The sequence below is a fragment of the Escherichia sp. F1 genome (genome assembly GCF_046764225.1).
In the GTDB taxonomy this organism is placed as follows: domain Bacteria; phylum Pseudomonadota; class Gammaproteobacteria; order Enterobacterales; family Enterobacteriaceae; genus Escherichia; species Escherichia coli.
Map to the genome: position 1 here is coordinate 4,643,486 of NZ_CP177202.1, position 22,831 is coordinate 4,666,316.

Annotated in this window: 18 protein-coding genes, 2 tRNA genes, 3 rRNA genes and 1 riboswitch; of the genes, 10 read left to right on the plus strand and 13 right to left on the minus strand. The window is 54.2% G+C overall.

Translation table 11 applies throughout. The annotated features are described in order from the left end of the window. Window positions 1-152: 152 nt before the first annotated feature. From rrf to ACK8NJ_RS22270, 5 genes are all read right to left on the minus strand, one after another. Window positions 153-268: ribosomal RNA gene (gene rrf, locus ACK8NJ_RS22250) — 5S ribosomal RNA — on the minus strand. Between the two features lie 95 nt (window positions 269-363). Continuing rightward, a 23S ribosomal RNA gene (locus ACK8NJ_RS22255) occupies window positions 364-3,265 on the minus strand. Window positions 3,266-3,448: 183 nt separating this feature from the next. Next, a tRNA-Ala gene (locus tag ACK8NJ_RS22260) sits at window positions 3,449-3,524 on the minus strand. A gap of 42 nt (window positions 3,525-3,566) precedes the next feature. Beyond that, window positions 3,567-3,643: transfer RNA gene (locus tag ACK8NJ_RS22265), tRNA-Ile, on the minus strand. Window positions 3,644-3,711: 68 nt separating this feature from the next. Continuing rightward, window positions 3,712-5,253: ribosomal RNA gene (locus tag ACK8NJ_RS22270) — 16S ribosomal RNA — on the minus strand. Together the 16S, 23S and 5S rRNA genes with 2 tRNA genes alongside form the textbook arrangement of a ribosomal RNA operon. 616 nt (window positions 5,254-5,869) lie before the next feature. On the opposite strand from ACK8NJ_RS22270, the gene purH reads away from it, so the two are divergent. Both purH and purD read left to right on the plus strand, forming a co-directional pair. Then, the gene (purH, locus tag ACK8NJ_RS22275) at window positions 5,870-7,459 is read left to right on the plus strand and encodes a bifunctional phosphoribosylaminoimidazolecarboxamide formyltransferase/IMP cyclohydrolase (protein ID WP_411961988.1); all 1,590 of its coding nucleotides are present in this window, start codon (window positions 5,870-5,872) and stop codon (window positions 7,457-7,459) included. An 11-nt stretch (window positions 7,460-7,470) separates the two neighbouring features. Beyond that, window positions 7,471-8,760: a phosphoribosylamine--glycine ligase gene (gene purD, locus ACK8NJ_RS22280; protein ID WP_096932490.1), complete on the plus strand. Its 1,290-nt coding sequence runs from the start codon at window positions 7,471-7,473 to the stop codon at window positions 8,758-8,760. On the opposite strand, the gene zraR is transcribed toward purD, so the two are convergent. Together zraR and zraS are read right to left on the minus strand one after the other, a co-directional pair. After that, window positions 8,757-10,082 carry a sigma-54-dependent response regulator transcription factor ZraR gene (gene zraR / locus ACK8NJ_RS22285; protein WP_411961989.1) on the minus strand — a complete coding sequence of 442 codons (1,326 nt, stop codon included), beginning with the start codon at window positions 10,080-10,082 and terminating at the stop codon, window positions 8,757-8,759. The genes purD and zraR overlap by 4 nt on opposite strands. Then, window positions 10,079-11,455, minus strand: a complete 1,377-nt coding sequence (zraS, locus tag ACK8NJ_RS22290; protein ID WP_024177873.1) for a two-component system sensor histidine kinase ZraS — start codon at window positions 11,453-11,455, stop codon at window positions 10,079-10,081. The genes zraR and zraS overlap by 4 nt, the downstream gene beginning before the upstream one ends. A gap of 237 nt (window positions 11,456-11,692) precedes the next feature. Here zraS and zraP point away from each other — a divergent pair, with 237 nt between their 5' ends. Then, on the plus strand, window positions 11,693-12,118 hold the full coding sequence (gene zraP, locus ACK8NJ_RS22295) for a zinc resistance sensor/chaperone ZraP (RefSeq protein WP_034173750.1): 426 nt from the start codon (window positions 11,693-11,695) through the stop codon (window positions 12,116-12,118). 1 nt (window position 12,119) lies between these two features. On the opposite strand, the gene ACK8NJ_RS22300 is transcribed toward zraP, so the two are convergent. From ACK8NJ_RS22300 to nudC, 6 genes are all read right to left on the minus strand, one after another. Beyond that, window positions 12,120-12,815: a DUF1481 domain-containing protein gene (locus ACK8NJ_RS22300; protein ID WP_001300651.1), complete on the minus strand. Its 696-nt coding sequence runs from the start codon at window positions 12,813-12,815 to the stop codon at window positions 12,120-12,122. A 12-nt stretch (window positions 12,816-12,827) separates the two neighbouring features. Next, window positions 12,828-13,100, minus strand: a complete 273-nt coding sequence (gene hupA, locus ACK8NJ_RS22305; protein WP_001044513.1) for a nucleoid-associated protein HU-alpha — start codon at window positions 13,098-13,100, stop codon at window positions 12,828-12,830. A gap of 186 nt (window positions 13,101-13,286) precedes the next feature. After that, window positions 13,287-13,877, minus strand: a complete 591-nt coding sequence (locus tag ACK8NJ_RS22310) for a YjaG family protein (RefSeq protein WP_000941119.1) — start codon at window positions 13,875-13,877, stop codon at window positions 13,287-13,289. A gap of 42 nt (window positions 13,878-13,919) precedes the next feature. Beyond that, window positions 13,920-14,591, minus strand: a complete 672-nt coding sequence (nfi, locus tag ACK8NJ_RS22315) for a deoxyribonuclease V (RefSeq protein WP_000362388.1) — start codon at window positions 14,589-14,591, stop codon at window positions 13,920-13,922. Between the two features lie 156 nt (window positions 14,592-14,747). Continuing rightward, on the minus strand, window positions 14,748-15,812 hold the full coding sequence (gene hemE / locus ACK8NJ_RS22320) for a uroporphyrinogen decarboxylase (RefSeq protein WP_125097814.1): 1,065 nt from the start codon (window positions 15,810-15,812) through the stop codon (window positions 14,748-14,750). A 39-nt stretch (window positions 15,813-15,851) separates the two neighbouring features. Continuing rightward, window positions 15,852-16,625, minus strand: coding sequence for an NAD(+) diphosphatase (gene nudC / locus ACK8NJ_RS22325; protein ID WP_000373940.1), 774 nt, complete (start codon window positions 16,623-16,625; stop codon window positions 15,852-15,854). Window positions 16,626-16,719: 94 nt separating this feature from the next. Here nudC and rsd point away from each other — a divergent pair, with 94 nt between their 5' ends. From rsd to thiH, 7 genes are all read left to right on the plus strand, one after another. Further along, entirely contained in the window at window positions 16,720-17,196 is a 477-nt protein-coding gene (rsd, locus tag ACK8NJ_RS22330; RefSeq protein WP_000934302.1) for a sigma D regulator, read from the plus strand. Between the two features lie 51 nt (window positions 17,197-17,247). Then, window positions 17,248-17,348: riboswitch (TPP riboswitch) on the plus strand. An 80-nt stretch (window positions 17,349-17,428) separates the two neighbouring features. Next, window positions 17,429-19,324: a phosphomethylpyrimidine synthase ThiC gene (gene thiC, locus ACK8NJ_RS22335; protein WP_411961990.1), complete on the plus strand. Its 1,896-nt coding sequence runs from the start codon at window positions 17,429-17,431 to the stop codon at window positions 19,322-19,324. Next, window positions 19,324-19,959 carry a thiamine phosphate synthase gene (gene thiE / locus ACK8NJ_RS22340; protein WP_411962562.1) on the plus strand — a complete coding sequence of 212 codons (636 nt, stop codon included), beginning with the start codon at window positions 19,324-19,326 and terminating at the stop codon, window positions 19,957-19,959. Before thiC ends, thiE begins: the two co-directional genes overlap by 1 nt. Further along, a complete protein-coding gene (gene thiF / locus ACK8NJ_RS22345) occupies window positions 19,952-20,707 on the plus strand; it encodes a thiazole biosynthesis adenylyltransferase ThiF (RefSeq protein WP_001522120.1) in 756 nt (251 codons plus the stop codon). Before thiE ends, thiF begins: the two co-directional genes overlap by 8 nt. Beyond that, on the plus strand, window positions 20,691-20,891 hold the full coding sequence (gene thiS, locus ACK8NJ_RS22350) for a sulfur carrier protein ThiS (protein ID WP_001560238.1): 201 nt from the start codon (window positions 20,691-20,693) through the stop codon (window positions 20,889-20,891). The genes thiF and thiS overlap by 17 nt, the downstream gene beginning before the upstream one ends. A gap of 1 nt (window position 20,892) precedes the next feature. Further along, window positions 20,893-21,663: a thiazole synthase gene (thiG, locus tag ACK8NJ_RS22355; protein WP_034173753.1), complete on the plus strand. Its 771-nt coding sequence runs from the start codon at window positions 20,893-20,895 to the stop codon at window positions 21,661-21,663. Further along, complete coding sequence (thiH, locus tag ACK8NJ_RS22360; protein WP_411961991.1) at window positions 21,660-22,793, plus strand: 2-iminoacetate synthase ThiH; 1,134 nt, start codon at window positions 21,660-21,662, stop codon at window positions 22,791-22,793. The genes thiG and thiH overlap by 4 nt, the downstream gene beginning before the upstream one ends. Window positions 22,794-22,831 lie beyond the last annotated feature (38 nt).

Genomic DNA, 22,831 nt, shown 5'->3' on the forward strand with positions numbered 1-22,831 from the left:
CGGGCGTCCTGCCCGCCACCCTCCGGGCCGTTGCTTCGCAACGTTCAAATCCGCTCCCGGCGGATTTGTCCTACTCAGGAGAGCGTTCACCGACAAACAACAGATAAAACAAAAGGCCCAGTCTTCCGACTGAGCCTTTCGTTTTATTTGATGCCTGGCAGTTCCCTACTCTCGCATGGGGAGACCCCACACTACCATCGGCGCTACGGCGTTTCACTTCTGAGTTCGGCATGGGGTCAGGTGGGACCACCGCGCTAAGGCCGCCAGGCAAATTCTGTTTTATCAGACCGCTTCTGCGTTCTGATTTAATCTGTATCAGGCTGAAAATCTTCTCTCAATCCGCCAAAACATCTTCGGCGTTGTAAGGTTAAGCCTCACGGTTCATTAGTACCGGTTAGCTCAACGCATCGCTGCGCTTACACACCCGGCCTATCAACGTCGTCGTCTTCAACGTTCCTTCAGGAGACTTAAAGTCTCAGGGAGAACTCATCTCGGGGCAAGTTTCGTGCTTAGATGCTTTCAGCACTTATCTCTTCCGCATTTAGCTACCGGGCAGTGCCATTGGCATGACAACCCGAACACCAGTGATGCGTCCACTCCGGTCCTCTCGTACTAGGAGCAGCCCCCCTCAGTTCTCCAGCGCCCACGGCAGATAGGGACCGAACTGTCTCACGACGTTCTAAACCCAGCTCGCGTACCACTTTAAATGGCGAACAGCCATACCCTTGGGACCTACTTCAGCCCCAGGATGTGATGAGCCGACATCGAGGTGCCAAACACCGCCGTCGATATGAACTCTTGGGCGGTATCAGCCTGTTATCCCCGGAGTACCTTTTATCCGTTGAGCGATGGCCCTTCCATTCAGAACCACCGGATCACTATGACCTGCTTTCGCACCTGCTCGCGCCGTCACGCTCGCAGTCAAGCTGGCTTATGCCATTGCACTAACCTCCTGATGTCCGACCAGGATTAGCCAACCTTCGTGCTCCTCCGTTACTCTTTAGGAGGAGACCGCCCCAGTCAAACTACCCACCAGACACTGTCCGCAACCCCGATCAGGGGCCAACGTTAGAACATCAAACATTAAAGGGTGGTATTTCAAGGTCGGCTCCATGCAGACTGGCGTCCACACTTCAAAGCCTCCCACCTATCCTACACATCAAGGCTCAATGTTCAGTGTCAAGCTATAGTAAAGGTTCACGGGGTCTTTCCGTCTTGCCGCGGGTACACTGCATCTTCACAGCGAGTTCAATTTCACTGAGTCTCGGGTGGAGACAGCCTGGCCATCATTACGCCATTCGTGCAGGTCGGAACTTACCCGACAAGGAATTTCGCTACCTTAGGACCGTTATAGTTACGGCCGCCGTTTACCGGGGCTTCGATCAAGAGCTTCGCTTGCGCTAACCCCATCAATTAACCTTCCGGCACCGGGCAGGCGTCACACCGTATACGTCCACTTTCGTGTTTGCACAGTGCTGTGTTTTTAATAAACAGTTGCAGCCAGCTGGTATCTTCGACTGATTTCAGCTCCACGAGCAAGTCGCTTCACCTACATATCAGCGTGCCTTCTCCCGAAGTTACGGCACCATTTTGCCTAGTTCCTTCACCCGAGTTCTCTCAAGCGCCTTGGTATTCTCTACCTGACCACCTGTGTCGGTTTGGGGTACGATTTGATGTTACCTGATGCTTAGAGGCTTTTCCTGGAAGCAGGGCATTTGTTGCTTCAGCACCGTAGTGCCTCGTCATCACGCCTCAGCCTTGATTTTCCGGATTTGCCTGGAAAATCAGCCTACACGCTTAAACCGGGACAACCGTCGCCCGGCCAACATAGCCTTCTCCGTCCCCCCTTCGCAGTAACACCAAGTACAGGAATATTAACCTGTTTCCCATCGACTACGCCTTTCGGCCTCGCCTTAGGGGTCGACTCACCCTGCCCCGATTAACGTTGGACAGGAACCCTTGGTCTTCCGGCGAGCGGGCTTTTCACCCGCTTTATCGTTACTTATGTCAGCATTCGCACTTCTGATACCTCCAGCATGCCTCACAGCACACCTTCACAGGCTTACAGAACGCTCCCCTACCCAACAACACATAGTGTCGCTGCCGCAGCTTCGGTGCATGGTTTAGCCCCGTTACATCTTCCGCGCAGGCCGACTCGACCAGTGAGCTATTACGCTTTCTTTAAATGATGGCTGCTTCTAAGCCAACATCCTGGCTGTCTGGGCCTTCCCACATCGTTTCCCACTTAACCATGACTTTGGGACCTTAGCTGGCGGTCTGGGTTGTTTCCCTCTTCACGACGGACGTTAGCACCCGCCGTGTGTCTCCCGTGATAACATTCTCCGGTATTCGCAGTTTGCATCGGGTTGGTAAGTCGGGATGACCCCCTTGCCGAAACAGTGCTCTACCCCCGGAGATGAATTCACGAGGCGCTACCTAAATAGCTTTCGGGGAGAACCAGCTATCTCCCGGTTTGATTGGCCTTTCACCCCCAGCCACAAGTCATCCGCTAATTTTTCAACATTAGTCGGTTCGGTCCTCCAGTTAGTGTTACCCAACCTTCAACCTGCCCATGGCTAGATCACCGGGTTTCGGGTCTATACCCTGCAACTTAACGCCCAGTTAAGACTCGGTTTCCCTTCGGCTCCCCTATTCGGTTAACCTTGCTACAGAATATAAGTCGCTGACCCATTATACAAAAGGTACGCAGTCACCCCATAAAGAGGCTCCCACTGCTTGTACGTACACGGTTTCAGGTTCTTTTTCACTCCCCTCGCCGGGGTTCTTTTCGCCTTTCCCTCACGGTACTGGTTCACTATCGGTCAGTCAGGAGTATTTAGCCTTGGAGGATGGTCCCCCCATATTCAGACAGGATACCACGTGTCCCGCCCTACTCATCGAGCTCACAGTATGTGCATTTTTGTGTACGGGGCTGTCACCCTGTATCGCGCGCCTTTCCAGACGCTTCCACTAACACACACACTGATTCAGGCTCTGGGCTGCTCCCCGTTCGCTCGCCGCTACTGGGGGAATCTCGGTTGATTTCTTTTCCTCGGGGTACTTAGATGTTTCAGTTCCCCCGGTTCGCCTCATTAACCTATGGATTCAGTTAATGATAGTGTGACGAATCACACTGGGTTTCCCCATTCGGAAATCGCCGGTTATAACGGTTCATATCACCTTACCGACGCTTATCGCAGATTAGCACGTCCTTCATCGCCTCTGACTGCCAGGGCATCCACCGTGTACGCTTAGTCGCTTAACCTCACAACCCGAAGATGTTTCTTTCGATTCATCATCGTGTTGCGAAAATTTGAGAGACTCACGAACAACTTTCGTTGTTCAGTGTTTCAATTTTCAGCTTGATCCAGATTTTTAAAGAGCAAAACTTCGCAGTGAACCTTTGCAGGTACACTCTGAAGTATTTTTTATTTAATCACTACAGAGATGGTGGAGCTATGCGGGATCGAACCGCAGACCTCCTGCGTGCAAAGCAGGCGCTCTCCCAGCTGAGCTATAGCCCCATAACATGTAGTTAAAACCTCTTCAAATTTGCCGTGCAAATTTGGTAGGCCTGAGTGGACTTGAACCACCGACCTCACCCTTATCAGGGGTGCGCTCTAACCACCTGAGCTACAAGCCTGTAGAGGTTTTACTGCTCATTTTCATCAGACAATCTGTGTGAGCACTGCAAAGTACGCTTCTTTAAGGTAAGGAGGTGATCCAACCGCAGGTTCCCCTACGGTTACCTTGTTACGACTTCACCCCAGTCATGAATCACAAAGTGGTAAGCGCCCTCCCGAAGGTTAAGCTACCTACTTCTTTTGCAACCCACTCCCATGGTGTGACGGGCGGTGTGTACAAGGCCCGGGAACGTATTCACCGTGGCATTCTGATCCACGATTACTAGCGATTCCGACTTCATGGAGTCGAGTTGCAGACTCCAATCCGGACTACGACGCACTTTATGAGGTCCGCTTGCTCTCGCGAGGTCGCTTCTCTTTGTATGCGCCATTGTAGCACGTGTGTAGCCCTGGTCGTAAGGGCCATGATGACTTGACGTCATCCCCACCTTCCTCCAGTTTATCACTGGCAGTCTCCTTTGAGTTCCCGGCCGGACCGCTGGCAACAAAGGATAAGGGTTGCGCTCGTTGCGGGACTTAACCCAACATTTCACAACACGAGCTGACGACAGCCATGCAGCACCTGTCTCACGGTTCCCGAAGGCACATTCTCATCTCTGAAAACTTCCGTGGATGTCAAGACCAGGTAAGGTTCTTCGCGTTGCATCGAATTAAACCACATGCTCCACCGCTTGTGCGGGCCCCCGTCAATTCATTTGAGTTTTAACCTTGCGGCCGTACTCCCCAGGCGGTCGACTTAACGCGTTAGCTCCGGAAGCCACGCCTCAAGGGCACAACCTCCAAGTCGACATCGTTTACGGCGTGGACTACCAGGGTATCTAATCCTGTTTGCTCCCCACGCTTTCGCACCTGAGCGTCAGTCTTCGTCCAGGGGGCCGCCTTCGCCACCGGTATTCCTCCAGATCTCTACGCATTTCACCGCTACACCTGGAATTCTACCCCCCTCTACGAGACTCAAGCTTGCCAGTATCAGATGCAGTTCCCAGGTTGAGCCCGGGGATTTCACATCTGACTTAACAAACCGCCTGCGTGCGCTTTACGCCCAGTAATTCCGATTAACGCTTGCACCCTCCGTATTACCGCGGCTGCTGGCACGGAGTTAGCCGGTGCTTCTTCTGCGGGTAACGTCAATGAGCAAAGGTATTAACTTTACTCCCTTCCTCCCCGCTGAAAGTACTTTACAACCCGAAGGCCTTCTTCATACACGCGGCATGGCTGCATCAGGCTTGCGCCCATTGTGCAATATTCCCCACTGCTGCCTCCCGTAGGAGTCTGGACCGTGTCTCAGTTCCAGTGTGGCTGGTCATCCTCTCAGACCAGCTAGGGATCGTCGCCTAGGTGAGCCGTTACCCCACCTACTAGCTAATCCCATCTGGGCACATCCGATGGCAAGAGGCCCGAAGGTCCCCCTCTTTGGTCTTGCGACATTATGCGGTATTAGCTACCGTTTCCAGTAGTTATCCCCCTCCATCAGGCAGTTTCCCAGACATTACTCACCCGTCCGCCACTCGTCAGCAAAGCAGCAAGCTGCTTTCTGTTACCGTTCGACTTGCATGTGTTAGGCCTGCCGCCAGCGTTCAATCTGAGCCATGATCAAACTCTTCAATTTAAAAGTTTGATGCTCAAAGAATTAAACTTCGTAATGAATTACGTGTTCACTCTTGAGACTTGGTATTCATTTTTCGTCTTGCGACGTTAAGAATCCGTATCTTCGAGTGCCCACACAGATTGTCTGATAAATTGTTAAAGAGCAGTTGCGACGCGGCTTTCAGCTCACTGTCGCGAGGTGGCGTATATTACGCTTTCCTCTTTCAGAGTCAACCCTGAATTTCAGGATTTTTCTCTTCAACCGAACCGGCTGTTTGTGTGAAGTAATTCACATCCGCCGTGTCGATGGAGGCGCATTATAGGGAGTTCTCCGCAGGCCGCAATAGAAAAATTGCAGAAAAATGACTGACTGCTGCATTCCCCAGCAAAACCCCGCTTTATACCTTTTTACGCACAGAGTTATCCACAATCATCAATGTAATTTCTGTATTTTTCCCACGGTAAACACTGTCAAAATTGTGATCACCATTGAAAGAGAAAAATTCGCGAGCGTTGCGCAAACGTTTTCGTTACAATGCGGGCGAAAAATAAGGATGCCCCGTTAGGGGCGTTAGCTGAGTTTTTCGCGAAAAATTCAGCTAACGCTCTCTGTAATAGTCAAATCCAGGGGATTTACCATGCAACAACGTCGTCCAGTCCGCCGCGCTCTGCTCAGTGTTTCTGACAAAGCCGGTATCGTCGAATTCGCCCAGGCACTTTCCGCACGCGGTGTGGAGCTGCTGTCTACAGGGGGCACTGCCCGTCTGTTAGCAGAAAAAGGTCTGCCGGTAACCGAAGTTTCCGATTACACCGGTTTCCCGGAGATGATGGATGGACGCGTGAAGACCCTGCATCCGAAAGTACATGGTGGCATTCTGGGCCGTCGCGGCCAGGACGATGCCATTATGGAAGAACATCAGATCCAGCCTATCGATATGGTGGTTGTTAACCTGTATCCGTTCGCCCAGACCGTTGCCCGTGAAGGCTGCTCACTGGAAGATGCGGTTGAGAACATCGATATCGGCGGCCCAACGATGGTGCGCTCCGCCGCCAAGAACCATAAAGATGTCGCAATCGTGGTGAAGAGCAGCGACTACGACGCCATTATTAAAGAGATGGATGCCAACGAAGGATCGCTGACGCTTGCAACCCGTTTCGACCTTGCCATCAAAGCCTTCGAACACACTGCCGCCTACGACAGCATGATTGCCAACTACTTCGGCAGCATGGTTCCGGCTTACCACGGTGAAAGCAAAGAAGCCGCCGGTCGCTTCCCACGCACGCTGAACCTGAACTTCATTAAGAAGCAGGATATGCGTTACGGCGAGAACAGCCACCAGCAGGCTGCCTTCTATATAGAAGAGAATGTGAAAGAAGCCTCCGTTGCTACTGCAACCCAGGTTCAGGGTAAAGCCCTCTCTTATAACAACATCGCCGACACCGATGCGGCGCTGGAGTGCGTGAAAGAGTTCGCCGAGCCGGCATGTGTGATTGTGAAGCACGCCAACCCTTGCGGCGTGGCTATCGGCCATTCCATTCTTGATGCTTACGATCGCGCGTACAAAACCGACCCGACCTCCGCATTCGGCGGCATTATCGCCTTTAACCGCGAGCTGGATGCGGAAACCGCGCAGGCCATCATTTCTCGTCAGTTTGTTGAAGTGATTATTGCGCCGTCCGCCAGCGAAGAAGCCCTGAAAATCACCGCCGCCAAACAGAACGTGCGCGTCCTGACCTGCGGTCAGTGGAGCGAGCGTGTTCCGGGTCTTGATTTCAAACGTGTTAACGGCGGTCTGCTGGTTCAGGATCGCGATCTGGGCATGGTCGGTGCAGAAGAACTGCGCGTCGTCACCAAACGTCAGCCGACCGAACAGGAACTGCGTGATGCGCTGTTCTGCTGGAAAGTGGCGAAGTTCGTGAAATCCAACGCCATTGTCTATGCCAAAAACAATATGACCATCGGCATTGGCGCGGGCCAGATGAGCCGCGTGTACTCCGCAAAAATCGCCGGTATTAAAGCGGCCGATGAAGGCCTGGAAGTGAAAGGTTCCTCGATGGCTTCTGACGCGTTCTTCCCGTTCCGCGACGGTATTGATGCCGCCGCCGCTGCGGGCGTGACCTGCGTAATCCAGCCTGGCGGTTCTATCCGTGATGACGAAGTGATTGCCGCCGCCGACGAGCACGGTATTGCGATGCTCTTCACCGACATGCGCCACTTCCGCCATTAATGGAGCGACAGATGAAAGTATTAGTGATTGGTAACGGCGGGCGCGAGCACGCGCTGGCCTGGAAAGCGGCCCAGTCGCCGCTGGTTGAAACTGTTTTTGTTGCTCCGGGTAATGCAGGCACTGCGCTGGAACCCACACTGCAAAACGTCGCTATCGGCGTAACCGATATCCCGGCGCTGCTGGATTTCGCGCAAAACGAAAAGATCGATCTAACCATCGTCGGCCCGGAAGCGCCGCTGGTGAAAGGCGTAGTGGATACCTTCCGCGCCGCCGGGCTGAAAATCTTCGGCCCAACCGCAGGTGCCGCGCAGCTGGAAGGCTCGAAAGCGTTTACCAAGGATTTCCTGGCCCGCCATCAGATCCCTACGGCGGAATACCAGAACTTCACCGAGGTAGAACCTGCGCTGGCGTATCTGCGTGAGAAAGGCGCGCCAATCGTCATTAAAGCTGACGGTCTGGCTGCCGGGAAAGGCGTTATCGTGGCGATGACGCAGGAAGAAGCGGAAGCGGCTGTTCACGATATGCTGGCGGGCAACGCTTTTGGCGACGCGGGGCATCGCATCGTTATCGAAGAGTTCCTCGACGGCGAAGAAGCGAGCTTTATCGTGATGGTGGACGGTGAGCATGTGCTGCCGATGGCCACCAGCCAGGATCACAAACGCGTAGGCGATAAAGATACCGGGCCGAACACCGGCGGGATGGGCGCTTACTCCCCTGCGCCAGTAGTGACCGATGAGGTTCATCAGCGCACGATGGAACGAATCATCTGGCCAACCGTGAAAGGCATGGCGGCAGAAGGCAACACCTACACCGGTTTTCTCTACGCGGGCCTGATGATCGACAAACAGGGCAATCCGAAGGTTATCGAATTTAACTGCCGCTTTGGCGATCCGGAAACCCAGCCGATTATGCTGCGCATGAAGTCCGATCTGGTTGAGCTCTGCCTGGCAGCCTGTGAAGGTACGCTTGACGAGAAAACGTCCGAGTGGGATGAACGCGCTTCTCTCGGCGTGGTGATGGCTGCGGGTGGATATCCGGGCGATTACCGCACCGGCGATGTGATCCACGGCCTGCCGCTGGAAGAAGTGTCTGACGGCAAAGTGTTCCACGCGGGCACGAAACTGGCGGATGACGAGCAGGTAGTGACCAGCGGCGGGCGCGTACTGTGCGTCACCGCGCTGGGTCATACTGTGGCAGAAGCGCAGAAACGCGCTTATGCCTTAATGACCGATATCCATTGGGACGACTGCTTCTGCCGGAAAGATATCGGCTGGCGCGCTATCGAACGCGAGCAGAACTAACGCGACAGTTTTGCCAAGAGCGTTTTGCGCGTGATCCCTAACTGACGGGCGGCTTCGGTTTTGTTGCCGCCCGTTTTCTCCAGTGCCGCAAGAATCACCTCTTTTTCGACTTCCACCAGCGGCTGAATATCCTGACTTTGTACCAGCGGGATCGGCGTACTCGCAATCGCCAGCGGCAGCTCGCGTTCGGAAATATATTCCCCGGTCAGCAGCACCACCGCCCGTTCTACCGCGTTTTCCAGTTCACGAATATTTCCCGGCCAGTCGTAATGAATCAACAGATCCATCGCCTGGGGCGTAAAACCTTTTACCGCCTTGCGATTACGCTCGGCAAAGCGCTGAAGAAAATAGTCAGCCAGCAGAGGAATATCTTCCCGCCGTTGCCGCAGCGACGGTACTTCAATCGCCACCACGTTCAGGCGATAGTAGAGATCCTGGCGAAAACGCCCGGCATTCACCTCTGCGGCAAGATCGCGATGGGTCGCCGCAATCAGCCGGACATCAACCGAGATGGTCTGGTTGCTGCCGACACGCTGAACTTCGCGCTCCTGAATCGCACGTAGCAGACGCACCTGCATCATCGGCGAGATATCGCCAATTTCATCGAGAAACAGCGTGCCGCCGTCCGCCTCAACAAAGCGCCCTTCCCGCCGTTTGTCGGCTCCGGTAAACGCCCCTTTTTCGTGACCGAACAATTCAGATTCCAGCAAGGATTCGTTGAGTGCCGCACAGTTGAGCGTTACCAGTGGTTTTTCACTCCGTGCGCTACTGGCGTGAATCGCCCTGGCGACCAGCTCTTTACCGGTGCCGGAATCGCCGTGGATCAGCACCGTGGCTTCCGATGGCGCGACGAGGGCGATTTCACTGAGCAGGTGTTGCATCGCCGGGCTTTTACCGACCATACCGAACTGGCTGGCAGACACCGCAGGCGTTTCAGCGTCAACACTGTGCGTATGTGCGAGCGCCTTTTCCAGCGTCGCCTGTAGGTTATCGAAATCCAGCGGCTTGATGAGATAATCCAGCGCCCCAGTTTTCAGTGCCTCTACCGCCGTCTCGACGCTGGAGTATGCGGTCATAATCAGTACCGGAATTGCCGGATTTAACGCTTTGATCTCTTTTAGCGTGGCAATGCCGTCCATCTCCGCCATTCGCACATCGCAAAGCACAAGATCAAAAACCTGTTCCCGCACCTGCGCCAGCGCCTGTCGCCCGCTGTTCGCCAGCGCGACGTTATAGCCCCAGCCGCGCAGTAAAGCCTGCAAAATAGTGCAGTGGCTAATGTCATCATCCACCACCAGAATATCGATATTATCGTGCGTCATCCTTGTGGGTCCTTACGCGTAATATTGACCGGAAGCCAGAGGGTGAACGTTGCGCCTTTTCCCTCCTGGCTTGCGACCTGAATTGTACCACCGTGTTGTTCAACAATATTATGCACGACCGCCAGCCCCAGTCCGGTACCTTCGGCTTTGGTGGTGAAGTACGGGGTGAAGATGGCTTCAAGCTGATCTGCCGCAATTCCCTTACCGCTGTCGGTAACGCTGATTTTCACGCCCGCGCCGCTTTCGCTGGCCGTCACGCTAATCACGCCATGCTGACCAATCGCCTGAATAGCATTGAGATAGAGATTCAACAGGACCTGAGTCAGCCTGTCCGGATCGGCCTGAATTTCCGGTAATGTGTCGTTGGCGGTAAAGCGTAACTGGATCTCCCGGCTGTTTGCATCCTGGCTTACCAGCTGTAATGAGTGGTTAATCAGCGTGTTGAGATCCACCGCCTGCAAAGCCAGATGCGTTGGCTTGACCAGTTCCAGCAACTCGCTTACCACGCGGTTTAAACGGTCGGCTTCTTTCGCCATCACCTGCGCCAGTTGATGCGCTTCTCCCCCTGCTGGCGCACGTTCGGCAAAGTATTTCGCCAGCCCTTTAATCGAGGAAAGTGGGTTACGGATTTCGTGGGCGACGCCTGCCGCAAGATGCCCCAGTGCCACCAGCTTCTCTTTGCGCTTCATTTCATCCTGCAATAGCTGCCGCGAGCGCAGATATCGGCGATACCAGAAGAATGACAACACGCTTGCCAGCAAGACCGTCGCCAGAGCGAAGAGGATAATCAGGGTATTTCTCTGCTCACGATCCTCAGCACTCACAATGTTACTGGCGTCGAAAGCGATAAAAATTGCTTGTGGTGTCGCGGCATACTGCTGCATATGGCGCATCCGGTGCATTCCAGCAGCAAACATCGGTTGAAACTGGCGATAAATTTCCAGAACAGGCTCGCCGTCTGCGCTATCGATCCGCCGCCACGCTTCTTCATCTCCCGGATGTAACTGCTGCATTTTCTGCGGGGAATAAAGCTGTTTTCCCACCATGCCGGAGTTGCTATGCATCACGATTGTTCCTTGTTCATCCGTGACCGCAAACCAACGTACACCAGGCTGCCCGGCCATTTCTTCCAGTAATGCCTGCTGCTGCGCATGATGCATGCGCATCCCCATGCCGACGCGCGAGCCGGATTCGAGAGCACGGATAAGTACACTGCCTTTTTCCAGCAGCGTTTGTCTGGCGGCGGCAGTCTCGCGCCCATAATCGCGAATCACTGTCACCGCAAACAACCCCACCAGCCCAACAATGACCACGGGGAGGATAGCGCTTAACCATTTGGCTAAGGTGTCTTTTGAACGTTGCATAAAACGTATCTTCTTCTTTGCCTGTTCATCCCTTTTTGACAGCAGAAATCATGCCATCTTTTAGCAGCGCTTACCCTGCGTTGTAACACAAAGACTTAAGTTTCAATGAGTAAAAATGACTCGCCACCCACAGCAGGCGAGTCATTTTTACTCGTTTATCATGCCAGATTACCCGTCATATCAGCGTTTCGTTGTTGGCACGAAAGATGCAATACCCAAAGTAAGACAACCACTGGAGGATTAACCATGAAACGGAACACGAAAATTGCCCTGGTGATGATGGCGCTTTCAGCAATGGCGATGGGATCGACATCTGCATTTGCTCACGGCGGACACGGGATGTGGCAACAAAATGCCGCGCCCTTGACCAGCGAACAACAAACAGCGTGGCAGAAAATCCATAATGACTTTTACGCTCAAAGCAGCGCACTGCAACAGCAACTGGTGACGAAGCGTTATGAATACAATGCCCTGTTAGCCGCGAACCCACCGGATAGCAGCAAAATTAACGCGGTCGCCAAAGAGATGGAGGCTTTGCGTCAGTCGTTAGATGAGTTACGGGTGAAACGGGATATTGCGATGGCTGAAGCGGGTATTCCGCGCGGAGCCGGAATGGGCATGGGCTACGGCGGCTGCGGTGGTGGCGGTCATATGGGTATGGGCCACTGGTAAATCAGAACGTTTTCTCGTTGGGTTGCCAGCGACAGAAATCAGAGTTTGCCACTAACAGTAATTGCGAACCTTCGGGCGCTTCCAGCCATGCCACGCTGACATCAACAGAAGAGCGGCTCTGGCGGCGCTCGATATGCGCTATCGCCTGCGAATCTAAATCAGGTTTAATGGTTTGTCCTTCGCAGGTGGTCACGGTCTGTTCCATCGCATGCCAGCGCCCCTGGCGCAGCACGACTCTCCCCTGACGTAAAGCATCGCTAATCTGGCGGATCTGATCAGCACGATAACGGTATAAATCGATTTGGTCGTTAGAAAGCTGCTGCTTTTCCCCATCGGATTCACGTTGCATAAAGCTCAGATCGCCGCGATCGTCAAAACGCGCGCGAATGTTCACCGGCGGTTTGCTGTAAACATTGATATTGATGAGCGTAAGGTTATCGCCCTGCCAGCGATACTCTCGCGTCGTGGTATCGCCACTGCGCCACGGGCTAAACACGGCAAGCAGATGCACATTATCGCCACTGTCTTTTCGCCAGATGCGTACCGCGCCCTGGTCTTCAGCAAATCCACTGGCGGTAAAGGGAGGAAGTGAAGAGTTGTGACTACAGGCAGTGAGAAACAGAGCGCCAGCCAGCATCAATGATCGACGCCAGAAAGACAAAAGGGGTGAAACCACCCCTTCGTTAAAACTGTTCACTGCCACGCAATCTTACTTAACTGCGTCTTTCAGTGCCTTGCCAGAAACAAATGCCGGTACGTTAGCTGCGGCAATTTTGATTTCTTTACCGGTCTGCGGGTTGCGGCCAGTACGCTCAGCGCGGTGGTTCACTTTGAAGGTACCGAAACCAACCAGTTGTACAGCATCGCCTTCTTTCAGAGACTCAGTAATTGCAGCCAGAGTGGACTCCAGAGCAGCTTTAGCCTGGGTTTTGGACAGTTCTGCTTTCTCTGCAATTACATCAATCAGTTGAGTCTTGTTCATAAGTTATCCTTACAATGTGTTTATCGCTTGCTAAGCATCGAGTGCGACGGAAATGCCAGAATAGCACTCTCCTGCATACACGCACCGATAGCCACTTTTTTTCGCCCCCCAAATGTAGACCAGACGGGGGGCGAAAGGGAAGACTCCAGGTACGACAAATCAGGCGTTAAATCACGTTTTCTGGTCTTATTGCTGAAAAATTATACCAATATTGCTCTCGCCCGCCTCACGCAGGTCTGCCCTAAGGCCTTTTATCAGCTCGATATCGCGTTCTTCGCACTCAGCTAAAAGTCGGAATATTTCCCACTGAATGTCCCATTCTTGCTCTACTGCTGGATTTTCTTTGAGCTCTTCATCGCTCATTTCGCGACCAGCCTGAGTCATTTCCAGCATCGCAACGGTCGTGATGGAGGTCTTACTCACTTCCACCGCGTGTTCGAGCGTTTCACCACTCAAACGCGAATGGACCAGTTCACTTAACGCCACGCAGGCATCGATTGCCGGATAAACGCCGTACAGATCGAAATCGTCGGCTGAAGGAATCGCTTCTTCAAATTTCTCCAGTTGGCTGTCGAAATTTACTTTTGCGTCTTTGACGGTCAGCGTTTCCCAGATGAGATCGAGAATGCGGCGGTAAATCTGCCCATCACCAAAACCAGTTTGCTGACAGAATACGGCGTAATTAGGGTACATGCGTTCGCATAAGCAGGCCATAAAAGTGACGTGCTGCCAGCTTTCCAGGCGCTCCAGACGCAGATGAATTGGGTTTTGTAACATGTTGAGTTCTCAAATACGGAAATTATCCGCAGTTTACCTGAATTAGGGCTGATTTGCTGTATAGCGCACGAACGCCGGACGTTCCGAGGCCACCGCGTCCGCCCAGCGCGTTGGCTCCGGCAGACGATAGCCTTTCATGCAGCGTTGTACCCACGCCAGCGCGCTGTCCACGCTGACCCGATGGCCGGTAGCGATAAACAATGGGTTACAGCGCGCTTTGCTGCGCCAGACCCAGGCCAGCTGCTCGCCTTTATCCATCAGTGGGGCCAGCGCGCCCGGTTCGCTGGAGAGCGGTTCGAATTTACCGCAGAGCCGTTTTTTCGCCACGCCAATGGTCGGCACATCCACCAGCAAACCAAAGTGGCTGGCGACGCCAAGACGGCGAGGATGCGAGATCCCGTGACCATCGACAAACACTAAATCCGGCTTTTGCGACAGCATCTCCCACGCTGCCAGCAGCGCAGGATATTCGCGGAACGAGAGAAAACCTGGAATGTAAGGCATGGTGGTGGCGATGCGGGCCACTTTATACTCCACCAGCTCAAGCGAGGGGTATTTCAGCAGCACCATCGCCGCTCGCGTCACTTCTCCGCCCTGCTCAAATCCGACATCGGCTCCGGCGATCAGATCCGGCGGATCTTTATCGAGTCGATCCTCGCGGATCACAGAAGAAGCCAGTTCAATTTGTTGAGCGCGTAATGACGCGAGATCCATAATCGCTCCTTAGAGCCTGGTCCACTAGGCGTAATTGTTGAAGGCAGTTTGAGGCCGGACAGCGCGGAAAAACCGGAGCGTACACGTAGTACGTGAGGATTTTGAGCACTGCCCGGCCTCAAAATGGCAAATAAAATAGCCTGATGGACCAGGCTCTTAGCGGTGATACTGTTCAGATAACCGATGCACTGCCTCCACAAACACGCCAGCATGTTCTGGCGGCACATCCTGATGAATGCCGTGACCAAGGTTAAAGACATGACCTTCACCGTGACCGAAACCTGCAAGTATAGTCGCTACTTCTTCTTCAATGTGGGCTGGCGGCGCGTACAGCATCGACGGATCCATATTGCCCTGCAACGCGACTTTATTGCCCACGCGGCGGCGCGCATCGGCGATGTCCGTTGTCCAGTCGAGGCCCAGCGCATCGCAACCGGTTTCTGCCATCGCTTCCAGCCACTGTCCGCCGCCTTTGGTAAACAGCGTGACCGGTACGCGGCGACCGTCGTTTTCACGCAGTAAACCATCAACAATTTTATGCATGTAATAAAGCGAGAACTGTTGATAATCGCGCCCGGTAAGCACGCCGCCCCAGGTGTCGAAAATCATCACTGCCTGAGCACCGGCTTTAATCTGCGCATTCAGATACAAAGTGACGCTTTTCGCCAGTTTATCGAGTAGCGCGTGCAGCGCCTGTGGATCGGCATACATCATTTTTTTGATCACGGTGAACGCTTTGCTGCTGCCGCCTTCCACCATATAGGTCGCCAGCGTCCACGGGCTGCCGGAAAAACCAATCAGCGGCACTTCGCCTTTCAGTTCGCGACGAATGGTACGCACCGCGTTCATCACGTAACCCAGCTCATCTTCCGGGTCCGGAATTGGCAGTTTATCGACGTCGGCTTTGCAGGTGACTGGCGAGGTAAAACGCGGACCTTCTCCGGCTTCAAAATAGAGCCCTAACCCCATCGCGTCCGGCACGGTGAGGATATCGGAAAAGAGGATCGCCGCATCCAGCGGATAGCGACGCAGCGGTTGCAAAGTCACTTCGCACGCCAGCTCGGCGTTTTTGCACAGCGACATAAAATCGCCCGCCTGGGCGCGCGTGGCTTTATATTCCGGTAGATAGCGACCCGCCTGGCGCATCATCCATACTGGAGTGACATCAACGGGCTGGCGCAGCAGCGCCCGCAGATAACGATCGTTTTTAAGTTCGGTCATTTTGGCTGTTCCTTAGTGCGTCAGGCGGTCAGTGTATCATCACTCATACTCTGCCCGACACATCGCCACCGTATCTTCTATCAGACGGCGCGCTACGGTGCCGGGCGGCGGGAGTAACGGCAAATCGTCATAGCGATACCAGTTCGCCTCGAGCAATTCTTTCGGGTCGATCACGATGTCGCCGCTGTCGTATTCCGCCATAAACGCGGTCATTAAAGACTGAGGAAACGGCCACGGCTGGGAAGTCACGTAACGCAAGTTTTTAACTTTAATTCCGCTCTCTTCCATCACTTCCCGCGCGACAGCCTGCTCGAGGGTTTCGCCCACTTCGACGAATCCGGCAAGTACCGTATGGACACCGTTACGATGGCGGGTATGCTGGGCGAGGAGGATCGAATCATCGCGACGGATGGCAACAATAATGCAGGGGGCGATTTGCGGATAGTAACGCTCACGGCAATGGCTGCACAGCATCGCCCATTCGGTTTTGCTTGGATACATTTCATGCCCGCAGTAACCACAGTATTTATGCGATCGGTAAAACTCCGCCAGTTGCACGCCACGTCCGGCCAGTTGAAACAGCCCAACATCGAGATCAATGACCTGACGTACCGACCCCATATCGTGACGCCGCTGCTGTTGTACTAACCAAACAGGTTCCCCTTGCCATTCGCCGATTTGTAGTGCGCGCTGACCCACAAGATCGAAATTTGCCGCTTCGCCATATGGCAATTCTCCCTTCGGCAACCATAATTTTTGTTCATGGCTGACGACCCACCAGCCGTGATCTAATTTTTCAATTATACGATCCATAGCTCTTGCACTACCTTTGCATCACTGGCATGTTTAACATGGTTTTTACATTTCTCACTGAGCAGTTTTTGAATACAAACTTGCGGAGTCAATCATGCTTAACCAGCTCGATAACCTGACGGAGCGCGTCAGAGGAAGTAACAAACTGGTTGATCGCTGGCTACATGTACGTAAGCATCTGCTCGTGGCTTACTACAATCTGGTTGGCATTAAGCCTGGCAAAGAATCGTACATGAGGCTAAACGAAAAAGCCCTTGATGATTTTTGTCAGAGCCTGGTCGATTACTTGTCTGCCGGGCATTTCAGTATTTATGAGCGCATTCTTCATAAGCTGGAAGGCAACGGGCAACTCGCGCGCGCCGCGAAGATTTGGCCGCAACTCGAAGCCAATACCCAACAGATTATGGATTACTACGATTCCAGCCTGGAAACCGCCATCGATCATGATAATTACCTTGAGTTTCAACAGGTTTTATCTGACATCGGCGAGGCGCTGGAAGCGCGCTTTGTGCTGGAAGATAAGCTGATTCTGCTGGTGCTTGATGCCGCCCGCGTCAAACATCCTGCTTGAGTTCTGCGCTGTTAACGCGTAATTTACATTCAACGCCCCGTTTGTGGGGCTAATTTCTTGTCGGAGTGCCTTAACTGGCTGAGACCGTTTATTCGGGATCCGCGGAACCTGATCAGGCTAATACCTGCGAAGGGAACAAGAGTTAATCTGCTATCGCATCGCCTTTGCGGCGATCGTCTCTTGCTTCATCCGTCGTCTGACAAGCCACGTCCTTAACTTTTTGGAATGAGCTATGTCTGCAACAAAACTGACCCGCCGCGAACAACGCGCCCAGGCCCAACATTTTATCGACACCCTGGAAGGCACCGCCTTTCCCAACTCAAAACGCATTTACATCACTGGCACACACCCCGGCGTGCGCGTGCCGATGCGTGAGATCCAGCTTAGCCCGACGCTAATTGGCGGCAGCAAAGAACAGCCGCAGTACGAAGAAAACGAAGCGATTCCGGTCTACGACACCTCCGGTCCGTATGGCGATCCACAGATCGCCATTAACGTGCAGCAAGGACTGGCAAAACTACGCCAGCCGTGGATCGATGCGCGCGGCGATACCGAAGAACTTACCGTGCGCAGTTCCGATTACACTAAAGCGCGGCTGGCAGATGATGGCCTCGACGAGCTACGTTTTAGCGGCGTACTAACACCAAAACGCGCCAAAGCAGGACGCCGCGTCACCCAACTGCACTACGCCCGCCGGGGCATCATCACGCCCGAAATGGAATTCATCGCCATTCGCGAGAATATGGGTCGCGAGCGCATACGTAGCGAAGTTTTGCGCCACCAGCATCCGGGAATGAGCTTTGGCGCACGTCTGCCGGAAAATATCACTGCGGAATTTGTCCGTGATGAAGTTGCTGCCGGACGTGCGATTATCCCGGCCAACATTAATCATCCGGAATCGGAGCCGATGATTATTGGTCGCAATTTCCTGGTAAAAGTTAACGCCAATATCGGCAACTCGGCGGTCACCTCTTCCATCGAAGAAGAAGTGGAAAAGCTGGTATGGTCCACGCGCTGGGGAGCGGATACGGTGATGGATCTCTCCACCGGTCGCTATATTCACGAAACCCGCGAGTGGATTTTGCGTAACAGCCCGGTGCCGATCGGTACAGTGCCGATCTACCAGGCGCTGGAGAAGGTTAACGGGATCGCCGAAGATCTTACCTGGGAAGCGTTCCGCGACACGCTGCTGGAACAAGCCGAGCAAGGTGTGGATTACTTCACTATCCATGCGGGCGTACTGCTGCGCTATGTGCCGATGACCGCGAAACGCCTGACCGGTATCGTCTCTCGCGGCGGTTCGATTATGGCGAAATGGTGCCTCTCCCATCATCAGGAAAATTTCCTCTATCAACACTTCCGCGAAATTTGTGAAATCTGTGCCGCTTATGACGTTTCGCTGTCGCTGGGCGACGGTCTGCGCCCCGGTTCTGTTCAGGACGCCAACGATGAAGCGCAATTTGCCGAGCTGCATACGCTGGGTGAACTGACCAAAATCGCCTGGGAATATGACGTACAGGTGATGATTGAAGGCCCAGGCCACGTGCCGATGCAGATGATCCGCCGCAATATGACCGAGGAGTTAGAGCACTGCCACGAAGCGCCGTTTTACACTCTGGGGCCGCTAACTACCGATATCGCGCCGGGTTATGACCACTTCACGTCGGGGATTGGTGCGGCGATGATTGGCTGGTTTGGCTGCGCGATGCTCTGTTACGTAACGCCAAAAGAGCATCTGGGTCTGCCTAATAAAGAAGATGTTAAGCAGGGGCTTATCACCTATAAGATTGCCGCCCACGCCGCTGACCTGGCGAAAGGGCATCCGGGCGCGCAAATTCGCGATAACGCCATGTCGAAAGCCCGCTTCGAATTTCGCTGGGAAGACCAGTTTAATCTGGCCCTCGACCCGTTTACTGCCCGCGCTTATCACGATGAAACCCTGCCGCAAGAGTCCGGTAAAGTCGCTCATTTTTGCTCCATGTGTGGGCCGAAATTCTGCTCGATGAAAATCAGCCAGGAAGTGCGCGATTACGCCGCCGCGCAAACCATTGAAGTGGGAATGGCGGATATGTCGGAGAACTTCCGTACCAGAGGCGGAGAAATCTACCTGCGTAAGGAGGAAGCGTGATGTATCAGCCTGATTTTCCTCCTGTACCTTTTCGTTTAGGACTGTACCCGGTGGTGGACAGCGTACAGTGGATCGAACGTCTGTTGGATGCAGGCGTACGTACTCTCCAGCTACGCATCAAAGATCGACGCGATGAAGAGGTGGAAGCCGATGTCGTGGCGGCAATTGCGCTGGGCCGCCGCTATAACGCGCGATTGTTTATCAACGATTACTGGCGGCTGGCGATTAAGCATCAGGCGTATGGCGTCCATTTGGGGCAGGAAGATTTGCAAGCCACCGATCTCAGCGCCATCCGCGCGGCAGGCCTGCGGCTGGGCGTTTCGACCCATGACGATATGGAGATCGACGTCGCGCTGGCAGCACGCCCTTCATATATCGCGCTGGGACATGTGTTCCCGACGCAAACCAAACAGATGCCTTCTGCACCGCAGGGGCTGGAACAACTGGCTCGGCACATTGAGCGCCTGGCGGATTATCCCACCGTGGCGATTGGCGGCATCACTCTGACGCGCGCGCCTGCGGTGATGGCGACGGGTGTCGGCAGTATCGCCGTTGTCAGCGCCATTACTCAAGCCGCAGACTGGCGTTTGGCAACGGCACAGTTGCTGGAAATTGCAGGAGTTGGCGATGAATGACCGTGACTTTATGCGTTATAGCCGCCAAATCCTGCTCGACGATATCGCTCTTGACGGGCAGCAAAAACTGCTCGACAGCCAGGTGCTGATTATTGGTCTTGGCGGGCTGGGGACACCTGCTGCGCTGTACCTGGCGGGCGCTGGCGTCGGGACGCTGGTACTGGCAGATGACGACGATGTGCACTTAAGCAATCTGCAACGACAAATCCTCTTTACCACTGAAGATATCGATCGCCCGAAATCGCAGGTCAGCCAACAGCGACTGACACAGTTGAATCCCGACATTCAACTGACGGCACTACAACAACGGTTAACGGGTGAGGCGTTAAAAGATGCGGTAGCACGGGCCGATGTGGTGCTCGACTGTACCGACAATATGGCGACGCGCCAGGAGATTAATGCCGCCTGCGTGGCACTCAACACGCCGCTTATCACCGCCAGCGCGGTCGGATTTGGCGGTCAGTTGATGGTACTGACGCCGCCCTGGGAGCAGGGGTGTTACCGCTGCCTGTGGCCAGATAACCAGGAGCCTAAACGCAACTGCCGCACAGCGGGCGTGGTTGGCCCGGTGGTCGGGGTTATGGGCACTTTGCAGGCACTGGAAGCCATTAAGTTATTGAGCGGTATAGAGACGCCTGCGGGAGAACTCCGACTGTTCGACGGTAAGTCGAGCCAGTGGCGCAGCCTGGCGTTGCGCCGCGCCAGTGGTTGCCCGGTATGCGGAGGAAGCAATGCAGATCCTGTTTAACGATCAACCGATGCAGTGCACCGCCGGACAAACTGTTCACGAGCTGCTGGAGCAACTCGACCAACGACAAGCGGGCGCGGCTCTGGCGATTAATCAGCAAATCGTCCCGCGTGATCAATGGGCGCAACATATCGTGCAGGATGGCGACCAGATCCTGCTTTTTCAGGTTATTGCAGGGGGTTGAGATGTTACGTATTGCGGACAAAACGTTTGATTCACATCTGTTTACCGGCACAGGGAAATTCGCCTCTTCACAACTGATGGTGGAGGCGATCCGTGCTTCCGGCAGCCAGCTGGTGACGCTGGCGATGAAACGTGTCGACTTGCGCCAGAACAACGATGCTATCCTCGAACCGCTTATCGCGGCGGGTGTGACCCTGCTGCCGAATACTTCCGGGGCGAAAACAGCGGAAGAAGCCATTTTCGCCGCCCATCTGGCTCGTGAAGCATTAGGCACAAACTGGCTAAAATTAGAAATTCACCCTGACGCCCGCTGGCTGCTGCCCGATCCCATCGAAACCCTGAAAGCCGCCGAAACACTGGTACAACAGGGATTTGTCGTGCTGCCTTACTGCGGTGCCGATCCGGTATTGTGTAAACGTCTGGAAGAAGTCGGCTGTGCAGCGGTGATGCCGCTCGGCGCGCCGATTGGCTCGAATCAGGGACTGGAAACCCGTGCCATGCTGGAGATTATTATCCAGCAAGCCACGGTTCCGGTGGTTGTCGATGCTGGCATCGGCGTTCCCAGCCATGCCGCGCAGGCGCTGGAAATGGGTGCCGACGCGGTGTTAGTGAATACGGCGATTGCCGTCGCGGACGATCCCGTCAACATGGCGAAGGCATTTCGTCTGGCAGTAGAAGCAGGCCTGCTGGCACGTCAGTCCGGACCGGGCAGCCGCAGTCATTTTGCTCATGCCACCAGCCCGCTGACCGGATTTCTGGAGGCATCGGCATGAAAACCTTCAGCGATCGCTGGCGACAACTGGATTGGGACGACATCCGCCTGCGTATCAACGGCAAAACGGCTGCTGACGTAGAGCGGGCGCTAAATGCCTCGCAACTCACCCGCAACGATATGATGGCATTGCTATCACCTGCCGCCAGTGAATACCTAGAACCACTGGCCCAACGGGCGCAGCGTCTGACCCGTCAACGATTTGGCAACGTTATCAGTCTTTACGTCCCGCTTTATCTTTCCAATCTTTGCGCTAACGACTGCACGTACTGCGGATTTTCCATGAGCAACCGCATCAAGCGCAAAACGCTGGATGAAGCGGATATTGCCAGGGAAAGCGCCGCTATACGGGAGATGGGCTTTGAACATCTGCTATTAGTCACTGGTGAACATCAGGCGAAAGTGGGGATGGATTACTTTCGTCGTCATCTCCCTGCCCTGCGTGAACAGTTCTCTTCACTACAGCTGGAAGTGCAACCGCTGGCGGAGGCGGAATACGCCGAGTTAAAGCAACTTGGTCTGGATGGCGTGATGGTTTATCAGGAGACATATCACGAGGCGACTTATGCCCGCCATCATCTGAAAGGCAAAAAACAGGACTTCTTCTGGCGGCTGGAAACGCCGGATCGGCTGGGGCGTGCGGGGATTGATAAGATAGGCCTCGGCGCGCTAATTGGCCTTTCCGACAGCTGGCGCGTTGACTGCTATATGGTTGCAGAACATTTGCTATGGCTGCAACAGCATTACTGGCAAAGCCGCTACTCTGTCTCCTTCCCACGCCTGCGTCCATGTACTGGCGGCATTGAGCCTGCGTCGATTATGGATGAACGCCAGTTAGTGCAAACCATCTGCGCCTTCCGGCTGCTTGCACCGGAGATTGAACTGTCACTCTCCACGCGGGAATCACCGTGGTTTCGCGATCGCGTGATTCCGCTGGCAATTAATAACGTCAGCGCTTTTTCGAAAACGCAGCCAGGTGGCTATGCCGACAATCACCCCGAGCTGGAACAGTTCTCACCGCACGACGGTCGCAGACCGGAAGCGGTTGCTGCCGCGTTAACTGCTCAGGGTTTGCAGCCGGTATGGAAAGACTGGGACAGCTTTCTGGGACGCGCCTCGCAAAGGCCATGAGACAGAATGTAAGAACGTAAATTTATTCCGAGCCGCTA

Coding starts and splice junctions, on each gene's coding strand:
- purH (WP_411961988.1), top strand. CDS start 5,870: ATGCAACAACGTCGTCCAGTCCGCCGCGCTCTGCTCAGTGTTTCTGAC.
- purD (WP_096932490.1), top strand. CDS start 7,471: ATGAAAGTATTAGTGATTGGTAACGGCGGGCGCGAGCACGCGCTGGCC.
- zraR (WP_411961989.1), bottom strand. CDS start 10,082: ATGACGCACGATAATATCGATATTCTGGTGGTGGATGATGACATTAGC.
- zraP (WP_034173750.1), top strand. CDS start 11,693: ATGAAACGGAACACGAAAATTGCCCTGGTGATGATGGCGCTTTCAGCA.
- hupA (WP_001044513.1), bottom strand. CDS start 13,100: ATGAACAAGACTCAACTGATTGATGTAATTGCAGAGAAAGCAGAACTG.
- ACK8NJ_RS22310 (WP_000941119.1), bottom strand. CDS start 13,877: ATGTTACAAAACCCAATTCATCTGCGTCTGGAGCGCCTGGAAAGCTGG.
- nfi (WP_000362388.1), bottom strand. CDS start 14,591: ATGGATCTCGCGTCATTACGCGCTCAACAAATTGAACTGGCTTCTTCT.
- hemE (WP_125097814.1), bottom strand. CDS start 15,812: ATGACCGAACTTAAAAACGATCGTTATCTGCGGGCGCTGCTGCGCCAG.
- nudC (WP_000373940.1), bottom strand. CDS start 16,625: ATGGATCGTATAATTGAAAAATTAGATCACGGCTGGTGGGTCGTCAGC.
- rsd (WP_000934302.1), top strand. CDS start 16,720: ATGCTTAACCAGCTCGATAACCTGACGGAGCGCGTCAGAGGAAGTAAC.
- thiC (WP_411961990.1), top strand. CDS start 17,429: ATGTCTGCAACAAAACTGACCCGCCGCGAACAACGCGCCCAGGCCCAA.
- thiE (WP_411962562.1), top strand. CDS start 19,324: ATGTATCAGCCTGATTTTCCTCCTGTACCTTTTCGTTTAGGACTGTAC.
- thiF (WP_001522120.1), top strand. CDS start 19,952: ATGAATGACCGTGACTTTATGCGTTATAGCCGCCAAATCCTGCTCGAC.
- thiS (WP_001560238.1), top strand. CDS start 20,691: ATGCAGATCCTGTTTAACGATCAACCGATGCAGTGCACCGCCGGACAA.
- thiG (WP_034173753.1), top strand. CDS start 20,893: ATGTTACGTATTGCGGACAAAACGTTTGATTCACATCTGTTTACCGGC.
- thiH (WP_411961991.1), top strand. CDS start 21,660: ATGAAAACCTTCAGCGATCGCTGGCGACAACTGGATTGGGACGACATC.